At 68.2% G+C, this 15373-nt stretch carries 15 protein-coding genes; 7 read left to right on the top strand and 8 right to left on the bottom strand.

The genetic code is table 11. The annotated features are described in order from the left end of the window. Nucleotides 1-213 precede the first annotated feature (213 nt). Complete coding sequence (locus tag WDM86_08000) at nucleotides 214-1653, top strand: amidase family protein (protein MEI9989967.1); 1440 nt, start codon at nucleotides 214-216, stop codon at nucleotides 1651-1653. On the opposite strand, the gene WDM86_07995 is transcribed toward WDM86_08000, so the two are convergent. After that, the gene (locus WDM86_07995; protein MEI9989966.1) at nucleotides 1619-3205 is read right to left on the bottom strand and encodes a PAS-domain containing protein; all 1587 of its coding nucleotides are present in this window, start codon (nucleotides 3203-3205) and stop codon (nucleotides 1619-1621) included. The genes WDM86_08000 and WDM86_07995 overlap by 35 nt on opposite strands. Before the next feature lie 227 nt (nucleotides 3206-3432). Here WDM86_07995 and WDM86_07990 point away from each other — a divergent pair, with 227 nt between their 5' ends. Beyond that, complete coding sequence (locus WDM86_07990) at nucleotides 3433-5160, top strand: ATP-binding protein (protein ID MEI9989965.1); 1728 nt, start codon at nucleotides 3433-3435, stop codon at nucleotides 5158-5160. A gap of 4 nt (nucleotides 5161-5164) precedes the next feature. Here WDM86_07990 and WDM86_07985 read toward each other — a convergent pair whose 3' ends face one another. Continuing rightward, on the bottom strand, nucleotides 5165-6061 hold the full coding sequence (locus WDM86_07985) for a hypothetical protein (protein MEI9989964.1): 897 nt from the start codon (nucleotides 6059-6061) through the stop codon (nucleotides 5165-5167). 103 nt (nucleotides 6062-6164) lie between these two features. Here WDM86_07985 and WDM86_07980 point away from each other — a divergent pair, with 103 nt between their 5' ends. The 3 genes from WDM86_07980 to WDM86_07970 are packed head-to-tail and all read left to right on the top strand — an operon-like array spanning nucleotide 6165 to nucleotide 7747. Continuing rightward, entirely contained in the window at nucleotides 6165-6695 is a 531-nt protein-coding gene (locus WDM86_07980; GenBank protein MEI9989963.1) for a PAS domain-containing protein, read from the top strand. A gap of 28 nt (nucleotides 6696-6723) precedes the next feature. Continuing rightward, nucleotides 6724-7059: a DUF1491 family protein gene (locus WDM86_07975; protein MEI9989962.1), complete on the top strand. Its 336-nt coding sequence runs from the start codon at nucleotides 6724-6726 to the stop codon at nucleotides 7057-7059. A gap of 58 nt (nucleotides 7060-7117) precedes the next feature. Next, nucleotides 7118-7747, top strand: a complete 630-nt coding sequence (locus WDM86_07970) for a TMEM175 family protein (GenBank protein ID MEI9989961.1) — start codon at nucleotides 7118-7120, stop codon at nucleotides 7745-7747. A 5-nt stretch (nucleotides 7748-7752) separates the two neighbouring features. On the opposite strand, the gene WDM86_07965 is transcribed toward WDM86_07970, so the two are convergent. Then, on the bottom strand, nucleotides 7753-8376 hold the full coding sequence (locus tag WDM86_07965) for a hypothetical protein (protein ID MEI9989960.1): 624 nt from the start codon (nucleotides 8374-8376) through the stop codon (nucleotides 7753-7755). Nucleotides 8377-8506: 130 nt separating this feature from the next. Between WDM86_07965 and WDM86_07960 the strand changes: the two genes are divergently transcribed. Beyond that, complete coding sequence (locus WDM86_07960; GenBank protein ID MEI9989959.1) at nucleotides 8507-10051, top strand: peptide chain release factor 3; 1545 nt, start codon at nucleotides 8507-8509, stop codon at nucleotides 10049-10051. A gap of 24 nt (nucleotides 10052-10075) precedes the next feature. Here WDM86_07960 and WDM86_07955 read toward each other — a convergent pair whose 3' ends face one another. The 5 genes from WDM86_07955 to WDM86_07935 all read right to left on the bottom strand — a co-directional run bounded on the left by WDM86_07955 (nucleotide 10076) and on the right by WDM86_07935 (nucleotide 14126). After that, nucleotides 10076-10990: an alpha/beta hydrolase gene (locus WDM86_07955; protein MEI9989958.1), complete on the bottom strand. Its 915-nt coding sequence runs from the start codon at nucleotides 10988-10990 to the stop codon at nucleotides 10076-10078. 80 nt (nucleotides 10991-11070) lie between these two features. Beyond that, nucleotides 11071-11733, bottom strand: coding sequence for a hypothetical protein (locus WDM86_07950; protein MEI9989957.1), 663 nt, complete (start codon nucleotides 11731-11733; stop codon nucleotides 11071-11073). Between the two features lie 63 nt (nucleotides 11734-11796). Next, complete coding sequence (locus tag WDM86_07945) at nucleotides 11797-12363, bottom strand: hypothetical protein (GenBank protein MEI9989956.1); 567 nt, start codon at nucleotides 12361-12363, stop codon at nucleotides 11797-11799. 144 nt (nucleotides 12364-12507) lie between these two features. Continuing rightward, a complete protein-coding gene (locus WDM86_07940; protein ID MEI9989955.1) occupies nucleotides 12508-13677 on the bottom strand; it encodes an alanine racemase in 1170 nt (389 codons plus the stop codon). 77 nt (nucleotides 13678-13754) lie between these two features. Then, the gene (locus tag WDM86_07935; GenBank protein ID MEI9989954.1) at nucleotides 13755-14126 is read right to left on the bottom strand and encodes a VOC family protein; all 372 of its coding nucleotides are present in this window, start codon (nucleotides 14124-14126) and stop codon (nucleotides 13755-13757) included. A 170-nt stretch (nucleotides 14127-14296) separates the two neighbouring features. On the opposite strand from WDM86_07935, the gene WDM86_07930 reads away from it, so the two are divergent. Next, nucleotides 14297-15373 (top strand): aromatic ring-hydroxylating dioxygenase subunit alpha, encoded by a 1077-nt coding sequence (locus tag WDM86_07930; GenBank protein MEI9989953.1) that lies wholly within the window; start codon nucleotides 14297-14299, stop codon nucleotides 15371-15373.

Here is a 15373-nt window from a genome sequence, read left to right as displayed (position 1 = left end):
AACAATCCGGTTAATTCAGGGCCTTAGAGCAAAACTTGCAAAAAATACGCTGCCGATTTCGCGCGAATGAAATTCAAGCTTGGCTCCATATCGAGACGAATTTTGTTCGACTTCGAGACAAGTTTTGCGCGTCCTTGACTCGAGTTTGAATCGAATTGTCGCGAAAGGGGACGCGCCCTCCGTGATAGTTTCGGACGAACAAGGGGATGCCCATTGTCCGACATCCTGTCCCTCGACGCGACGGCGCAGCTTGCGGCGCTGACGGCGCGCCGCATCTCGTCGCGCGAGCTGCTTGCGGCCGCGCTTGCACGGACGGACCGGCTGAACCCCGCGATCAACGCGGTCGTGGCGCGCGATCCGGATCGCGCTTTCGCCGACGCGCGGCGCATCGACGACATCCGCGCCGCGCGCGGCGCCCTGGGCCCGCTCGCCGGCCTGCCCATGACGGTGAAGGACACGCTCGATGTCGAGGGCCTGCCGGCCTCCGCGGGTATGGCGTCGCTCTTGGGCCGCACCGCGTGCGATGCCGCGGTGGTCGCCGCGATCCGCGCCGCCGGCGCGATCGTGTGGGGCAAGACCAACACGCCGGTGAAAGCGGCGGACTGGCAGACCTATAATCCGCTCTACGGCACGACGAACAATCCGTTCGATCCGGCGCGCACGCCGGGCGGCTCCTCCGGCGGATCGGCGGCGGCGCTCGCCGCCGGTTTCACCGCGCTGGAGATCGGCGCCGATATCGGCGGCTCGCTGCGCATCCCGGCAAGCTTCTGCGGCGTGTTCGCCCACAAGCCCAGCTTCGGCCTCGTCTCGCAGCGCGGCCTCGTGCCGCCGCCCGACCGGGCCGCCGACATCGATCTGGCGGTGGTCGGACCGCTGGCGCGCTCGGCGCGCGATCTGAGCCTTCTGATGTCCGTCATCGCGCCGTTCCAGCCGGCACCGCCCGCAACGGTGAAAGGCCTTCGCGTCGCGCTCTGGCTGGAGGCGCCGGGCTTCGTGCTCGATGTGCCGGAGAAGAACGCGGTCGCGGCTTTCGCGCGAAAGCTCGAAGCGGCCGGCGCGATCGTCGAGCCGGTCGCCGCGCCGGTCGATGCCGAAAGGCTGATGGCGACCTATACGATGCTGCTGTTCTCGATCCTGGGCGCCGATCTCCCCGCGCCGGTGCGCGCCCTCTATGAGATGGCGCGGCCCGTGGCCCTTATCGCGCGCCGGGGCGGCGCCGATGCGATGTCCTGGGCCCAGGCGCTGCTCGGCCACACCGCGCGGCGCGCGGAATGGGCGGCGGCGGATCGGGCACGCGACAATCTCGGCGCGCGGATGGCGCAATTCTTTCAACGCCACGACGTGCTGCTGGCGCCTGTCGCGCCGGTAGCCGCGTTCCCGCACGATCATTCGCCTTTCCTTCGGCGCACGCTGGCGCTCGCCGACGGGCGCCGCGTCGGCTATCGCGAGATGATGCGCTGGGTCGCGCTCGCCACGTTGTGCGGATTGCCGGCGACGGCGATGCCGGTAGGCTTGTCGCCGCAGGGTCTTCCCATCGGTGTGCAGCTCATTGGTCCGCGCAATGGCGATGCCAGGCTGCTTGCCGTCGCGCAGGCCGTCGAAACGGCGTGCGGCGGATTTATCCCGCCGCCGGCAGATCGATCGTCGCGGTGAAGCCTTGGCCCGGGGCGCTCTCGATCGCAAGGCCGCCGCCGTGCAGCTCGGCGAAAGCCTTCACCAGCGTCAGTCCCAGTCCCGCGCCATGGGCGTGGTCGGTGGTCGTGCGGCCGACCTGCTCGAACGGTTCGAGGATGCGCGCCAGGTCTTCGGCCGCGACGCCGGGTCCGTTGTCGCAAACACTGAGCCTGACGCGTCCGCCCAGCGCCTTCGCGGCAAGCACGATCCGTCCGCCCTCCTGGGTGAAGGCGATCGCGTTGTCGAGAAGCTGGCCGACCATCTGGTTGAAGGCATTCTCGTCGACCTCCACGATCAGCCCGACCGGGCAGGCGTCGGCGTCGATCGCCAGGCCCTTGGCCGCCGCGCGCTCGGCGCGCTCGTCCTTGGCGATCCACAGCGCGCCGCCGGCATCGATGCGCACCGGCCGCTTCTCGAACCGTCCCGCCGCGACCTTGGTCAGATCCAGGATGTGGTTGATGAGCCTCAGGAGGTTGTGCCCGCCGGCATGGATCAGGCTGGCATATTCGCGCACCTGGGCGGTGTCGAAGCGCTCGGCCATCTGGTTCAGAAGGTCGGAGAAGCCGATGATGGCATTGAGCGGCGTCTTGAGCTCATGGCTCATCGTGCGCAGCAGGGTCTTCTTCGTCGTGTCGGCCGAGGCCGCCGCGGCGTCCAGCCGCCTGGTCAGATCGGCGAGATAGGTCGCCTGCTCGCGCGAGGTCGCGAGTTCCGCCCTGGTCTCGGCCAGCGCCTTCTCGACGCGGCGCTCGTCGGTGACGTCGGTCAGCACGATGACATGGCCGTCGCGGGTCTTGCGGTCGCGCACCAGATAGGCGGCGCCGCTCGCCATCTCCAGCGTCATCGCCCCCGCCGGGGCGTGGTGCAGGTCGATGCAGCGCCGCAGCCAGGCCTGCGGGTCGCCGTCGACGCGGACGCGGCCGTCCTGCACCGCCTCGCGCAGGATGTCGCCGAACGGCGCGCCGCGCATCGCCTCGACGCCGCGCCCGTGCAGCGCGGCATATTCCTTGTTGCACACGACCAGCCGGTCGGCCTTGTCGAAGAAGGCGAAGGCGTCGGCCGACAGCGCGATGGCGTCCTCCAGCCGGCCGAAGGCGTGGCGGGCGAAGGTCACGTCGCTCCACAGCGCGATCCAGCCGCCGGCCGGGGCGCGCCGCGCCTTGATCTCGATGATGCGGCCGTCGGCCATTTCGAGGTCGAACGGCTTGAAATCGCCGCTGGTGAGCTGGGCGCGCCGCCGCGCCACGAAATCCTCCACGCCGCGGCCGAGCGCCTGGGGCGCGATCTCGCCGCCCGCCGCCTCCAGCCGCACGATGTCGCCATAGCTTTGGCCCAGAAGCAGGGCGCGGGCGGGCAAGCCGCGGAACAGATAATCGAAATGCTGGTTGGCGTAGGTCAGCCGCTCGTCCGGATCATAGAGCGTGATCGCGGTGCGCAGGCAGTCGAGCGCCGGCACCAGGCCCGCCGCCATGGCTGCTTGGGCCGCGTCGTCTTCCGGCGCGCGCACCTTCTGTGCCGTCGCAGTTGCCACCCGGTCCCTCCTTCGACAGGGGCGGGAGTGTTGGCCCAAGGCGTTGCGGTTTGGTTGCGCAATACCGGACTCCGCCCGAATCGCGTCATCATCCCTAACAAGTGGTGAATGGGTTCCCGCCACAGGTCTTGCCGATTAACGAACGAAGTTCCCGGCCGTTGAGAGTTCGTTAAGTTTGCAGACCCATCCTCGCGGGCGGGTGGTGGTTCTTGAATCGGCAGAGCCTAATGGGCGTTAACGATACGATTGCGAGCAAAAGCGGGGACAGCCGCGCGCTGCGCCGGCTGTTCGTCTCGGTGCAGGCGTCCAAGGCGGTGGTCGGCGCGGTGCTGGGCCTGGCCTTCGTATCCTATATCGGCCGCCCCGACGCCGCCGAGGCCATCGCCATCGCCGGGCTGATGGCGCCGGCCATCCTGGCGCTGCTGGCCTTCACCTCGATCCCGCTCTCGCTGCTGGAACAGGCGGCGCTCGCCATTTTCGCGGTGCTGATCGGCTATCTCGCGGCGCTGACTGGCGGGGTGCTGTCGCCGCTGGTCGTGTGGTTCGCGCTGGTTCCCGCCGAAGCGGCCCTGGCCGGTGGGCGTCCCGCCGTGCTGCGCGCCGCCGGCGCCGCCGCCATCGCCCTTATCGTCGTCGCCGCCATCGGCGCGGTGGGCGCGCTTCCGGTGTCGCGCCTGCCGGTTCCGCTCTGGGAACTCTACGCGGTGTCCGTGCTCGCCGCGGTGATCCAGGCCGCCCTGGTCGCCGTCGCGGCGCAGGACCGCCAGCGCGCCGCCGACGAGGCCGCCGCCGAAGGCGCCGCGATGTACCGCTTCCTCGCCGACAACGCGATGGACCTGATCACGCGCCATTCCTCCGACGGGCGGGTGCGCTTCGCCAGCCCCGCGGCGCAGACCATCCTCGACATGCCGCCGGAGAATTTGATCGGCGCCGCGCCGGCCAGCCTGGTGCATCCCGACGATCTCAAGCGCATGCAGTCGGCCTTCATGGAATCGGCCTATTACGCGCGGCCCGCGACGGCGGAAGTGCGCATGCGGCGGCGCGACGGCTCTTATGTGTGGGCGGAGATCCGCTGCCGCCCGGCGCCGCAGAGCCATGGCGAAGCCTCCGACATCGTCGCGGTGACGCGCGACATCACCGAGCGCAAGGCGCAGGAGCGCGAGCTGATCGCGGCGCGCGACGCGGCCGAGGCCGCCAACCGCGCCAAATCGAGCTTCCTCGCCAATATGAGCCACGAGCTGCGCACGCCGCTGAACGCCATCCTCGGCTTCTCCGAGGTGATGACGCATGAGATGTTCGGCCCGGTCGGCAGCGCGAAATATCTCGAATATTCGCGGCTGATCCACGAATCGGGCGGCCATCTGCTGGAACTGATCAATTCCGTCCTCGACATGTCGAAGATCGAGGCCGGCAAGCTCGACCTCTACGAAGAGGTGTTCGACCTCGCCGACACCGCCGAATCCGCTCTGCGCTTCGTCAAGCTGCAGGCGGAGCGGGCCGGCGTCGCGCTGCGCCTGTCGGTCGGTCCCGGCGCCGGCACGATCTTCGCCGACAAGCGCGCGGTGAAGCAGATGCTGATCAACCTGCTCACCAACGGCATCAAATACACCCCGCGCGGCGGCGATGTGCGCCTGAAGGCGGTGCGCGACGAGCGCGGCATCGTGATCGCGGTCGCCGATTCCGGCGTCGGCATCTCGGCCAAGGACCTGCAGCGCCTGGGCAAGCCGTTCGAGCAGGTCGAGGGCGAGCATGTGCGCGCCAAGGAAGGCACCGGCCTCGGCCTCGCGCTGGTCAAGGCGCTGAGCGCGCTGCATGGCGGCGAGGCGCAGATCGAATCGACGCTCGGCGAGGGCACCACGGTGATCATCCGTCTGCCCTTCGCCACCGTGGACGAGAACGGCCAGGCCTCGCGTCCCCGCGAAGCCAAGATCATCCCCTTCAAGGGCGCGGCGTAGGCTGTCACGCCACGCGCATGGCCGCGGCGCCGGGAAAGCGCGGATCGGGATCGTCGCGCCGCGGCACGCGCGCGTAATGGCTGAACGTCATGACGCACCGGGCCTGTCCCTGGCTCAGGACCGCGAGCGCGGCCCCATAACCGAACAACCCGGCGAGCGGCGCCTCGGCGACCAGGCGCATATCCGGCCCATCTTCCTCGGTTTGCAGGATCGTCGCGCGCCGCGCCGTCAAATCTTCGACGACATCGCCGAGGCGATCGGCCGGCGCCGATATTTCCAGTCGCATGACGGGCTCGAGCAGAACGGCCACGCCTTCGTCCGCAAGCCGTCTCACCGCGCCGCGCGCGGCGATCTCGAAGGTCAATTCGTTGGAGTCGATCTCGTGATAGCGCCCGTCGAGCAGCGTCGCCTTGACGTCCACCAGCGGAAAGCCGGCCAGCGGGCCGTTTGGCATCTGGCTTTCGATGCCGCGCCGCACGGCCGGCACGAAATCCGGCGGTATCGGATGCCCCGCGGTCGCATCCGCGAATTCGAACCCGCTTCCTTCGGGGAGGGGCTCGAAGCGGACGGTCACCACGGCGAACTGCCCCGACTGTCCCTCTGCCTTCTTGTAGGCATAGGTGACGGTCGCCGGACCCGACAACGTCTCGCGATAGACGACCTGCAAGGCGCCGCTCGCAAGCGCGATGCCGTGCCGGTCCTTAAGCTGTGCCAGCCTCGATGCGAGTTGCGCCTCGCTCGCGCCCCGCAGCAGCGTCTGGCCGCTCTCGGAGTCCGTGGCGAAATCGAATAGCGGATCCGCCGCCTTCAAGGCCGGGAGCGCCGCATCGAGACGCGCCTGTGCTTGCGCCGTCCTGGGCTCGACGGCAAGTTCCAGCAACGGGAAGTGGGGTCCGGACATGATGCGCCTCCACGCAAAGCCTAGCACGCCGGGCGGCGCCCTCCGTAATATTCCCTATCCGCCGGTTTACCGCGCGTTCACCGCGAAGCGACAAGTTCGCGCCATGCTTGCGAATGCGCGGCGACCCTCGGACGAGTACAACGCCCGCGCCGCGCAAGCGGGCTGGACGGCCGCCTGCGACGCGACGCTTTCCTTCGACAGCGCCCAGCTCGAGGACCTGCTCGGCATCTGGCGGACGGTCACCGGCGAGCGGCGCCTGCCGATGCGCGCCGATTTCTCCGCCCGCGCCCTGGTGCGCCATCTCAAGGACATCGCCATCATCGAACGCCTGCAGGAGGCCGGACGGGCGCGCCGCTATCGCTTCCGCATGGTCGGCCGCGGCCAGATCCGCAGCGGCGCCGACATGACCGGCAAGCATCTCGACGAGATCATCGGCCCGCAATTCATCGCGAGCTGGAACGCCGCCTACGATCTGGTGCTCGACATCGCCGCGCCGCTGCGCTTCGTGGCGCATTTCCACTCCCTCGGCCTGGAATTCATGACGGCCGAGAGCCTTGTCGCGCCGCTCTGCGACGCGGAAGGCGAGCCCCGCGGCCTTCTCACCTCCACGGTCTATTCGCCGCGCAAGGCGTAAGGCGCGAAAATCGCCTATAGTCGGTCGCATGACCGCTCCCCGCCTCAAGGCCGGCATCTTCGTCCGCGCCATCATCCGCCGCGCCGAGGTCGAGGGCGCCCAGGCCTATGTCGCCAAGAAGGGGATCGAGGAAGCCGGCGCCGTGTTCCTCAAGATCAACCGGCTCGACGGCCATGTGCTGGTGCTGTCCCAGGCGCGGCGCGGCGACGGCGAGCTGGTCTGGGCGCGGCCGCTCGGCGACTGGTCGGACGAGGAGAAGGCGCGCGCCTATCTCGACCGGCAGATGAAATTCGATCCGGATTTGTGGATCGTGGAGATCGAGGACCGAAAGGGCCGCGCCTTCGTCGACGATCCGGTGGTGTGACGCGCCGCGTCGGCCGGTCCGTCTTGCCGCGGCGGCGCGCGCTTGCTAACTGCAGCGCGTGATCACGCTCTACAACCGCATCGCCGGCCGCAACCGCGAGCGCCTGGCGGCCCTCTCCGACGGCGTCTTCGCCTTCGCGATGACGGTGCTGGTGCTCGACATCCGCCCGCCGCCGCTGGACGACATCCACAGCGAGGCCGGCCTGGTCCGCGCCCTGATGCATCTGGCCCCCCGCTTCCTCACCTTCGTCATGAGCTTTATGACCCTGGGCATCTTCTGGGTCGGCCAGCAGACCCAGCACGACGCGCTGGCGCATGCCGACCGCGCCTATACCTGGCTGCATATCGGCTTCCTGATGGCGGTGTGCGTGCTGCCCTTCTCCACCGCGCTGTTGTCCGAATACATCGAATTCCGCGCCGCGCTGCTGGTCTATTGGTTCAACATCCTGCTGTTGGGCGTGTTCCTTCTGGCGGGCTGGTACCGCGCCAAATGGTTCGGCCTCGTCAGTCCCAACGCGCCATACAACGCCGACGACGCCTTCGTGAAGCGCGTCTTCCGGGCGCAGGCGCTCTACGCCATCGGCGCGGCGCTGTGCGTGTTCTCGACCTGGTGGAGCATCGCGGTGATCTTCGCGGTCCAGCTCAACTACGTCATCGCCCCGCGCATCTGGCCGTTCAACCGGATGTGAGCCGCCTATTCGGGCGAGGCCTGCGCCACCGGAACCCAGGCATCGGCGCGCGCCTGGGCCTGCGCCCATGTCGCGGCGCTCAGGGCGCCGTCCAGCCGCGCCTGCAGATCCGCCGAGATGTTCGGCAGGCCGAGCGCGAAGCGCGCGCCGTTCGCGCGATAGATCAACGCCCATTTGCCCGCTTCGACGGGATCGCGCGCGACGCCGTCGCCGTCGAGATACATCTGCGCCAAGCTGGCCTGCGCCTTGGGAAGGTTGTGGCTCGCGGCCTTGAGGACGAACGCGGCGCCTTCCAGCTTCAGGCTCGCGCCATGCGGCACGTCCGGATCCGCCTTGCCGGTGTCGAGCAGGCAGAGACCGAGATTGTACTGGGCAAGTTCAAAGCCATCGCCGCCTTCCGCCAGCCGGCGCAGGATCGGGATGGCCTCGTTGCATTTTCCGGCCAGCCGCAGATCCTCCGCCTTGCCTTCGGGATCGGGCGGCAGTTCCGTGCGGGGCGGGATATGGTCGCCTTCCGGATCGATCGGCTGGTTGGGCGGGCCGCCCTGGCCGCCCGGCATCTGGGCGGCGGCCGGAACGGCAAGCCAAACCGCGGCCGACAGGATCGCAAGCGCTATTTTCCGTTTCATCTCGCGTCGTCCCGCCGCCACCGCTTCTTTCTAATGGGACGGTGCCGCGCCCGTCCATCCCCGCGCGGCTCGGCCGCGTCCGGATGACGGAGATGACAGGTCCTGCCGATCCTGCTACGCCCCCGCCGTCATGAGCCCAGCCTCCGAAGCCGCGCGGCGCCGGACCTTCGCGATCATCTCGCATCCGGACGCCGGCAAGACCACGCTGACCGAGCATCTCCTGCTGCTCGGCGGCGCGATCCATGCCGCCGGCCGCGTCAAGGCACGCGGCGAGGCCAGGCGCGCGAAATCGGACTGGATGAAGATCGAGCAGGAGCGCGGCATCTCCGTCACCAGCGCGGTGATGACCTTCGAGTTCGAGAACGCGGTGTTCAACCTGCTCGACACGCCGGGCCACGAGGATTTCTCGGAAGACACCTATCGCACGCTGACCGCCGCCGACAGCGCCGTGATGGTGATCGACGCCGCCAAGGGCATCGAGACCCAGACCCGCAAGCTGTTCGAGGTCTGCCGGATGCGCGACATCCCGATCATGACCTTCGTCAACAAGATGGACCGCGAGGCGCGCGATCCGCTCGAACTGCTTGACGAGATTTCCGACCAGCTCCAGCTCGAATGCGCCCCGATGGTATGGCCGGTCGGCATGGGGCTGAACTTCCGCGGCACGATCGATCTCTACACGGAGAAATTCGCCGCGTTCGGCGATCGCGTGCTGGCCGACCTGGCGCCGGCCGATAAGGACAAGCTCGACGAGGATGTCGAGCTGGCGCGCGCCGGCATGCCGCGCTTCGACCACGGCACTTATCGTGAGGGGCACCAGACGCCGGTCTATTTCGGCTCGGCGCTGAAGAATTTCGGCGTGCGCGAGCTGCTCTCGGCGCTGGCGAAGAACGCGCCGCCGCCCGGCCCGGCGCCGACGCGCGGCCGCATGGTCGAGCCGTCGGACGGCGAAGTCACCGGCTTCGTGTTCAAGGTCCAGGCCAACATGGACCCCAACCACCGCGACCGCGTCGCCTTCCTCCGGCTGGCGTCTGGCCGCTTCCGCCGCGGCATGAAGCTGACGCAGTCGGGCACGCATAAGAGCATCGGCGTGCACAACCCGATCCTGTTCTTCGCGCAGGAGCGCGAGACGGTGGACGAGGCGTGGCCCGGCGACATCATCGGCATCCCCAATCACGGCGTGCTGCGCGTCGGCGACACGCTGTCGGAGACCGGCGAGGTCGTGTTCACCGGCATCCCCAATTTCGCGCCCGAGATATTGCGCCGCGTGCGGCTGGCCGATCCGATGAAGCAGAAGCACCTGACGCGCGCGCTCGAAAGCCTGGCGGAAGAGGGCGTGACGCAGGTGTTCAAGCCGCAGATCGGCTCGGCCTGGATCGTCGGCGTGGTGGGGCCGCTGCAGCTCGACGTGCTGAAGTCGCGGCTGAACGCCGAATACGGCCTCGACGCCGATCTGGAGCCAGCGCCTTACGAGACCGCGCGCTGGCTGATCGGCAGCGAGACCGATCTGGAGAAATTCCAAGCCTCGAATCGCGGCGGCATGGCGGCGGACCGCGACGGCGCGCCGGTGTTCCTGGCCAAGAGCCAATGGGAAGTCGGCTATGTGGCGGACAAATTCCCCAACATCACCTTCGCCAAGACCCGCGAACGCCACGACGTGAACGCGGAGAAGTAACCTTCCTTACCCACGGGGGCTTGCCTACTTCTCCAAGAACCCCATCACCATCTCAACTGTCGCGGCCGGGTTCTCTTCCATGATCCAGTGGCCGGAATTGGGGATAACCCCGCCCTGCACGTTGCTCGCCACGAAATCGAGTTCGGTCTTCATCCCGGCGCCGTAGGACTTCTCGCCGCCCAGCGCCAGCACCGGCATCGTCAACTTGCCGCCCGCCGCCAGCAGCGCCTGGTTGTCGATGCCGTCCTGCGGGAAGGCGACGAACTGCTCGAAGGCGTCGTGGATCGCGTGCGGCCGCGCATAAAGCGCCGCATAGTGCCGCCGCGTCTGCTCGTCGATGCGGCGCGGATCGTCCGATAGTTCATCCCAGAAGCGGTCGAGATAGATGCGCTCGCGGCCCGCCACGAGGCGTTCCTCGTCCGGGCCGTGGAAATTGAAATGCCAGGTCTTCGGATTGGAAAGCTGCGCCGCCCAATTGCCCAGCCCCGGCAGCGGCGCATCGATCACCACCCACCGCGTTATCCGCGCGGGAAACTGCGCCGCCAGCGCGTAGCCGACCATGTTGCCGATATCGTGGGTGACGAGATCGGCCTTGGCGATCTTCAGCGCGTCCATCACGCCGGCGATGTCGAGCGCCTCGTTCTTCTTGGTGTAGCCGCCGTCCGGATGCGCCGAGAGGCCCATGCCGCGCAGATCGGGCACGATCACCGTGTGATCCTCGGCGAGCCTGACGGCCAGCGGCTGCCACATGTCCCCGCTGTCGCCGAAGCCGTGCAGCAGCACCACCGCCGGGCCGTGGCCGCCGACGCGGACATAAAGGTTGGTGCCGTTGGTCGGAATCGTCCGCGCCTGGAAGCTCCCGGGATAGGGCAGCACCTTGGCCGAGGCCGGCACGGCGAGGAGCAGCGCGGCGAACAAGGCAGCGAGACGGCGCGACATGGCGATTCTCCGGATGGGCTGTGGCGGCAGTCTCACCCGTCGCTGCGCGCCGCGAAAGAACCGGGCGCGAAGATTTTGTCCTAGGCCGCCCGTTCGACCTGGGCGACGGCGTCGCCCTGGGCGCGCCAGAGGGCGACGAGCCGGCGGGCGCCGTCACGCGGCACGGCGTCGAACACGCCCAGCATCGCGAAATTCTCGTGCACCGAGCGCGCCGGTCCGGCCAAAAGCGCCATGGCGGAAAAGGTGGCGCGGCTGACACCGGTGGCGCGCGCCAGCGCCGCCAGCGCGCGCGCCGATGGATCGCTCAGCATCGCCGCGGCGACGGGGAGCGGCAGGCCCGCGATATGGGCGAGGTCGGCGGCGAAATCGCGCGCCGTCCGCGCCGCGTGGAGCAGCGCCTCGGCGTCGAGCGGGCCGCATTCGACCGGGCCCTCGGCGTCGTTGCGGGCCAGGATCGCGTCCTTCATCGGCGCCGGCGCGAACAGGAAGAATTCGTTGAGCAGCGACAGCGGAAAGTCGTCGCGGTCGCGGAACCGCGCCGCCAGCACGGCGCGCGACGGCCCCGCCATCTCGCGCACGATCTTCTCCAGCAGCGCCACGAAGGTGGCGCGCATCGCCTGCGGGTATTGCGCCGGCCAGTCGAGCAACAGATCCGCCACCTCGTCGGCCAGATGGGCGCGCTCGCCCGCGCCTTGCGCGGCGAGTTCGAGAAGATGGCTGAGGCGTTCTTTCGGTGTCGGCATCGCGGTATCCCAAAGGGACCTTAGCCGAAAGACGTTAACGGTCTGTTCGCCTTGAGAACCGCGCTATTTCACGGATTTCAGCGTCTCGGCGATGCGGTTCAGATAGGCGACCAGCGCCCCCTCGTCGAACGGCTTCTTGCCGTCGCCCGGGCGCAGCCGGGCCGAATTGACGAAATAATGCACCGCGACGCAGGGCGTGTGGCTCAGCACGATCACGAAGTGCTCGACGATATAGCGGTCGCCGGGCTGGGCGATGGTGCGCACCGCGTCGGGCTTGTCGACCGGCATGTCGGTGGGAACGTCCGGCGACGGATCGACCAGGAAGGCGCGCGCCACGCAGCGGTCGGCCGGCCGGGCCATCTCGATCGCGAGCACGAGCTGGTCGCTTTCGAGGTTGGTCCCGGGCGCCAGATCGCCGGCCGGCTTCAGCGCCACGCCGTCGCGATAATCGTCGGCATCGCCCTGGTGGAAGCCGTAGCCGAGGTCGCGGAAATCCGGATCGACGGTCCAGCCGTCCGGATAGGAAATCGAAAAGCCGCGCCTGGCGTCGGTATAGGTGTGCCAGGCCGGCTCGGCGAACGCGCCTGTGCACAGGCAAAGCAGAACGGCAACCGCCAAACCAATGCGCATTCCAACCTCGCGGCGCTCGTCAAGATAACATGCTGTCATGGCCCGCGAATGCGGGCCACCCAGGTGACACCTTACGATGCAGGCGTCACCTGGGTCCGCCGCGTTCGCGGCGGATGACACCAGAGATGTTTGCGGCGCACCGGGTCAATTCCCCACGATCGCCCAGGTGTCGGGGAAGAAGCCGTTGAACGAGGTGCGCACCGCGACGGAATAGGCGCCGATATTGTCGAACACGATGAAATCGCCGGCGCCGATATTGGCCGGCAGCATGATCGGGCGCGGCAGCACGTCCAGCGTATCGCAGGTCGGGCCATAGACGCGGAACGCCATGGTGGCGCCCGGCAGCGGCAGCACGCGCGATTTGGCGTCCATGGTGAAGACGCGCGTCGGGTAATCGGCGCTCCAGCCCGGCAGCGTCAGCTCGTCGAACGAGCCATAGGTGCCGTCGTTGATGTAGAGCCGGTCGCCCTTGCGCAGGATCACCTGGGTGATCAGCGACATGCCCTCGGCGATCAGCGCGCGGCCCGGCTCGCAGATCAGCGGGACCTTCGGGTTGGGCAGCGTCTCGAGCGCTTCCTTGATGGTGTCGAAATACCAGTGATAGGGCGGCACGTCGTCGCCCTGGTACGGCCCCGGAAAGCCGCCGCCGATGTCGAGCGCGGCGATCTCCACGCCGGCGATCTGCGCCGTGCGCCGCGCCATCTCGATCGCCTGGGCATAGGAGAACGGCGACAGGCATTGCGAGCCGACATGGAAGGTGATGCAGGGCGCGGCGCCGGACTCCTGCACGCGCCTCAGAAGCTTGGCGGCCTCGGCCGGCGTGACGCCGAACTTGCTCGACAGTTCCAGCACCGCGCCGCCGAGCGGCGTGGCGATGCGCACGAAGATGCGCAGCTTCTTGGGCGCCTTGGTCTCGGCCAGGAGCTTGTCGAGCTCGAAATCGCAATCGACGACATAGTCGGTCACGCCGTACTGCTCGAACGCCTTCTTGGCGGCGCCGACCTGGCGCACCGGCGACATGAAATGGCAATGCGCCTCGGGAAAGCGGGTCTTGACGATCTCGATCTCGGGCACCGAGGCGGTGTCGAAATGGCGGATGCCCGCCGCCCACACCTGGTCGAGCACATGCGGCGCCGGATTGGCCTTGATCGCGTAGAGCGGATCGCCGGGAAACGCGTCGAGGAAGCGCTTCGCCGCGGCGGCGAATTTCTCCGGGAAGATGCAATAGACCGGCTCGCCCGGCTTCATCGTGGCGATGGCTTTTTCCACCGTGCCGAAGCGCGGAAGGGTGTCGATGCGCGCGGGTGCGTTCATGGCCGGCACCTCAAATCCGTTGCGCGGCCTCTTTGGGGCAAAGGGGGGTGGGGGTCAAGAAGATATGTGTGACAAGACTACTCGACTTTCGCTTCCAGCTTGTATCCGTCGGGATCGACGACGAAGGCGGCGTAATAGTCGGCGCCGTAGTGCGGACGCGGTCCCGGCGCGCCGGCTTCGCCGCCGCCCGCCGCGAGCGCCGCGGCATGGAACGCATCGACCGCCGCGCGGCTCTTCGCCGCGAAGCAGAGATGGAATCCGGCGCCGGGCGGATGCGCCTCGGCGCCGCGCGCGAACAGCGCCAGCCGGTCCTCGCCGCCCGCCGCGCCGAAGCCGCTGGCGCGTTCGTGCCGCCACACGCAGACATAGCCGAGCGGCGCCAGCGCCGCCGCGTAGAACGCCGTGGCGCGGTCGAGATCGCGAACCCCAAAGGAAAGATGGCTGAGCATCCCGAAACGGCCTCCCGCGGACGCAGGATGGCACATTCTGATCACGCATAACATGTCATGTACTTATGTCTGGATTCGACATAGGCGGATTCGACACCGGATTTGGCATTGCGCCGAAATAAGCCTAGCTTAGCGGCGGCGTCGGGGGGACGCGTCCGGAGAATTACGTCATGACTGTCGCGAGCGCTTTTCCACGCGGTGTCGATTTGCGCCGCGTCGGGACCCATCCCGACTATTGGTATCCGCTCGCCTGGAGCAGCGAACTCAAGCAGGGCAAGACGCTGGCGCGGCATTTCGCCGGCGATCCCATCGTCCTGTTCCGCGGCACCAGCGGGGCGGTGTCCGCGCTGGAAGACCGCTGCGCCCATCGCCAGGTTCCGCTGTCGCTCGGCGTCGTCGACGGCGACACGCTGAAATGCGGCTATCACGGCTGGGCCTATAGCTGCGCCGGCAAGTGCATCGACGTGCCCTATCTGGGCCGCGAGCGCCTGCCCAACGGCGTGCGCGCCTATCCCGCCCGCGAGGTCGACGGCCTGATCTTCGTGTTTCCCGGCAATGCCGCGCTGGCGCAGGAACGCGCCCCGGCCGCGCTCGGCTCGAAGGCGGACGGCGCCTACAAGACGCGGCGGCTGAACCGCGAGGTCGCCTGCCATTACAGCTTCATGCACGAGAACCTGTTCGACATGAACCATCAGTTCCTGCATCGCAGCCTGATGGGCACGATCAAGGCGACGTGCCTGGGCCGCCGCCAGGGCGAGGATTGGTGCGAGGTCGACTACACCTTCACGCGCACCGCCGGCCGCCAGTCGCTGGGCGAGGCGGCGATCCTCAACGTGATGCGCAGCGAGGACGAAGGCGTGAACGCCGATCTGATGACCATCCGCACCGGCTATCCCTATCAGAGCCTGAAGGTCTGGGTGAACGGCGGCGAGCCGGTGCTCGACGTCTGGCTCGGCTACACCCCGCTCGACCGCGATCAGCGCACCAACCGCACCTTCGGCTATCTTTCGGTGAAGAAGCCGAAGATTCCCGGCCTGATCCACGCGGCCTGGCCGTTCATCACCTGGTTCACCGAAGGCATCTTCGCCCAGGACAAGGACATCGTGGAGCAGGAGCAGCGGGCGCACGACGCCCAAGGTTCCGACTGGAACAACGAGGTGTTCCCGCCGGTCAAGGATCTGCGCACGGTCCTGGCGCGCTGCGGCGTGCCGATGGACGCGGCCGCGACGGCCACCGCCGCCGAATAG

Origin of the sequence: Rhizomicrobium sp. (assembly GCA_037200045.1) — a bacterium.
Classification (GTDB): domain Bacteria; phylum Pseudomonadota; class Alphaproteobacteria; order Micropepsales; family Micropepsaceae; genus Rhizomicrobium.
Note: the sequence above shows the minus strand (reverse complement) of the source record. Positions and strands in the feature narration are given on the sequence as shown.

Coding starts and splice junctions, on each gene's coding strand:
- WDM86_07935 (MEI9989954.1), bottom strand. CDS start 14,126: ATGCTCAGCCATCTTTCCTTTGGGGTTCGCGATCTCGACCGCGCCACG.
- WDM86_07975 (MEI9989962.1), top strand. CDS start 6,724: ATGACCGCTCCCCGCCTCAAGGCCGGCATCTTCGTCCGCGCCATCATC.
- WDM86_07965 (MEI9989960.1), bottom strand. CDS start 8,376: ATGAAACGGAAAATAGCGCTTGCGATCCTGTCGGCCGCGGTTTGGCTT.
- WDM86_07990 (MEI9989965.1), top strand. CDS start 3,433: ATGGGCGTTAACGATACGATTGCGAGCAAAAGCGGGGACAGCCGCGCG.
- WDM86_07950 (MEI9989957.1), bottom strand. CDS start 11,733: ATGCCGACACCGAAAGAACGCCTCAGCCATCTTCTCGAACTCGCCGCG.
- WDM86_07985 (MEI9989964.1), bottom strand. CDS start 6,061: ATGTCCGGACCCCACTTCCCGTTGCTGGAACTTGCCGTCGAGCCCAGG.
- WDM86_07940 (MEI9989955.1), bottom strand. CDS start 13,677: ATGAACGCACCCGCGCGCATCGACACCCTTCCGCGCTTCGGCACGGTG.
- WDM86_07980 (MEI9989963.1), top strand. CDS start 6,165: ATGCTTGCGAATGCGCGGCGACCCTCGGACGAGTACAACGCCCGCGCC.
- WDM86_07960 (MEI9989959.1), top strand. CDS start 8,507: ATGAGCCCAGCCTCCGAAGCCGCGCGGCGCCGGACCTTCGCGATCATC.
- WDM86_07955 (MEI9989958.1), bottom strand. CDS start 10,990: ATGTCGCGCCGTCTCGCTGCCTTGTTCGCCGCGCTGCTCCTCGCCGTG.
- WDM86_07945 (MEI9989956.1), bottom strand. CDS start 12,363: ATGCGCATTGGTTTGGCGGTTGCCGTTCTGCTTTGCCTGTGCACAGGC.
- WDM86_07930 (MEI9989953.1), top strand. CDS start 14,297: ATGACTGTCGCGAGCGCTTTTCCACGCGGTGTCGATTTGCGCCGCGTC.